Below are 3,018 nucleotides of genomic sequence, written 5' to 3' on the forward strand. Positions count from 1 at the left end.
GCCTAGCAACGCCCTTTGCAAGCTTGATTATCTGTCTGGTGCACTGCCCACCCTACATGAACTGCTTGATCACTGAGAGGGGCGCACGGTTGGTTGTGCGCCCCTCTCAGTAAAATTGTTCACTATTGCGTTTAACAGTGAGATTTTCGCAGTTTCCGATACTTTTTAGCTACCAAAGTCTACCAAGATCAACTTTAGCCCGCCAATGCAAGCTGATTCGAACGCCAGGGGGTATCTCCCAAAGCACGAAGAAATATTCCTCGTGCGCCATAAAAGTGCGTAAACCAGATCCAATGTCACTACAAAACCCTTGGTTTTCGGGAAATTTATTTAATTGAGACAAGGTTGTGGCACTAATTTCATAGTTAAAGTATAGCAAATTACTTGAGGTTTTGGCAAGCTTTGTGATACTTTTGCCTACTGTCCACTAACCCTCCAGCAGTAAACAAACCACCCAAAGCGATTAGACCAAGCACAGTAGAGGATTCAGGCACACCTTGTGGCTCGGATCCAAACGGTCCTGGAGGAGTACCAAGCAACGCCACTTGGTAGTTACCCGAGTGAGAATGCGTGTGAACGTTATTATCATCAGAACTGACCAGCCCAGAATTGGTGGCCTCGAAACCATAAAGGTATTCAGTTTTCCCATCGTAGTCAACCTTGACGATTTCACTAGCCTGTATACTTTCTGGTAGAAAAGCAGCAAAGAATGGATTAACTTGACCAATTACCTCTGCCAACATATCTCTAGCATTAAAGTGACCTGCTAGCCCAATGGTAATTAGGCCTGTTGTGTCATCTTGGTTGACGTAGGAAATATTGGGATCGCTAAATCGTTGCAATCCTCCATTGTTGAGAAATTGTCCATAGACAAAATCACCTGGAAATGTCCCAATCAAAGCTCCAAGACCGTTTGCAGTTAAGGCATCACTGAACCACTTATCAGCCAAGGTGAGGCCACCACCAACATCAGTCAACCAGTCAGCTAATGTCAGACTGCTCAAGGTGATGGCTTCACCACCGATTTGACCGGTTAGGCTAGTGACATCGGTATAGTTCTCAAAGTCATCGTTGCTCAGGGTTTCACTGCTGGCAAATAGCTCTACGTTTCCACCAGGGTTACTAGCATTACCTTGCAATAGAGTTGACAAACTTGCACTGGGATCGATAAAGGTATTCGTACCGTCAGATGAAACCTTGTAGTAATCAGTACCGGTCACGGTCGCTCCTGTGAGGCTTCCAGCAACAGCTGGGGTAGTGGCGATCGCACTCATACCGGCAATAATTGTGGCACCCAGCCACAATTTCATTAGTGTGCTTTTCATGGACATGTCTCCCTTCGAGTTTGTTCAGGTTGCTGGCAGCACTTGGTGTCTTTTTTTTAGTATCGGAGTGGGATGTTAGCGATCGCGTTTGTGATACGGTTTAAGTTATGTTAATCTTTGACATAATCCTGAGTTCGTCAGTTCCTAACTTCTGAATAGGGCAATATAGCGCTACGGGCAAGGGCTTTAGGAATCACCCCTAACCCCCCGCGCGTAAGGGTGGCGGCCATGGATGCTAAATTTGACTACAACAGCTTAGGTGCCCTTTCCGGAGAATAAACCTTGAAGAGGGTCGCCTTAATTACAAAAGTTTTAACCAAAGGTGCGCTTTCCGTAGGCGAATTAAATTCGCCACGGGTCGCACCTCTTTTACGTATAGCCAGTAACCCATAATAAAGGTGACCCTCTTAATGCGGTAACTTAGTTCCCGCATCTAATTATTAAATTCCCCACGGGTCCCACCTTTTTCAAGGTGTATTAATCTCAAACACCTTAATGGGTAGTTCTATAAATTTTCAATCTTGTAGCGATTACCCATTACCCATTACCCATTACCCATTACCCAAGACTTGATCAGATTATTCACCTGTTCTGGTATCTCATCATGGGGACAGTGTCCTGCTTGTAGATAATATTCCGTTAACTGAGGATAATATTCCCTAAACTTTGCTCCCCGTTCTCTGCTCTTGATCCAAGGATCCCCTTCTCCCCATAGCATCAATAATGGACAAGTCATCTGTTCCAACAACACATCGACTTTTTCCCCTTGGGGTGACTTGAACACGGAGGCAAATACCTGAGCAGCACCAGGATCACAAGACGGGCGATAAATCTCGTCTACTAACTGTTCCGTTACCGCACTCTGGTCAAGATAAACCTTCTGGAGGGTTTTGCGAATGATTGACGGTCGCCGCAGGTACTGGAATAACAGGAAACTTGCCCAAGGTTGTAGAAAAATTGATTTGGTTACCTGATTGAGAACTTTTTTGACAGGATTGACCTTAGTGGCAGGTTGAGTATCACTAAATGGTCCAGCACTATTGAGCAATACTAAACCTGCGGCGGAGCTAGGACGCTGTGCAGCTACACACAGAGCTGCATAACCCCCCAAGGAGTTTCCAGCTAAGACTACTGGTTGACCAATCACCTCTGTAATAAAATCATGCAACTGGTCTCGCCACAAATTGCCACTGTACTCCCGATCTGGTTTAGCAGAACGTCCAAACCCCAACAAGTCAATCACCCAAACTTCAAAATCCTGACTCAATTGAGCAATGTTTTTGCGCCAGTGGTCTGTAGATGCCCCAAATCCGTGAATTAGCAGTAACGGTGGGTATCCTGATGGCTTTTGTCCAGCCTGTACATAATATATAGATTCCCCCCGCCACTGCCAGTAAGTTCCAGGGATGGGAGTATTAGAAGGGGTAGCACTTACCTGGGTAATCACGGTAAACTATTAAGTAATGTTAACTTTTTGATCATAGCGCTCCCTGTCAGTTGTCTGATGTTAGAATAATGGCAGTATATAATGGAGAGTTTGTGTAAACATATAAAAGAGAGAGGGAAAAGCTTTGTCAGTCGAAACCATTGAGAAGCGTTCAACAGTTCGTAAACACGCGCCTCGCTATCGCGTATTGCTCCATAATGATGACTTCAACTCTATGGAGTATGTGGTGAAAACCTTGATGGAAAC

3 protein-coding genes are annotated in these 3,018 nt (G+C 45.1%); 1 reads left to right on the forward strand and 2 read right to left on the reverse strand.

Annotation, left to right across the window (positions count from 1 at the left end; translation table 11 throughout):
* Positions 1–380 precede the first annotated feature (380 nt).
* Positions 381–1,325 (reverse strand): NF038130 family PEP-CTERM protein, encoded by a 945-nt coding sequence (locus F6K38_RS38295; RefSeq protein ID WP_287360173.1) that lies wholly within the window; start codon positions 1,323–1,325, stop codon positions 381–383.
* 544 nt (positions 1,326–1,869) lie between these two features.
* Positions 1,870–2,772, reverse strand: a complete 903-nt coding sequence (locus F6K38_RS38300) for an alpha/beta fold hydrolase (RefSeq protein ID WP_008190418.1) — start codon at positions 2,770–2,772, stop codon at positions 1,870–1,872.
* 124 nt (positions 2,773–2,896) lie between these two features.
* Between F6K38_RS38300 and F6K38_RS38305 the strand changes: the two genes are divergently transcribed.
* The coding region (locus tag F6K38_RS38305) for an ATP-dependent Clp protease adaptor ClpS (RefSeq protein WP_287360175.1) at positions 2,897–3,018 on the forward strand (122 nt) is incomplete at its 3' end.

The organism is Moorena sp. SIO3B2 (genome assembly GCF_010692525.1).
Taxonomy (GTDB): domain Bacteria; phylum Cyanobacteriota; class Cyanobacteriia; order Cyanobacteriales; family Coleofasciculaceae; genus Moorena; species Moorena producens.

Excerpts from the sequence above, each read along its gene's own strand:
- F6K38_RS38295 (WP_287360173.1), bottom strand. The coding sequence starts at position 1,325 with ATGAAAAGCACACTAATGAAATTGTGGCTGGGTGCCACAATTATTGCC.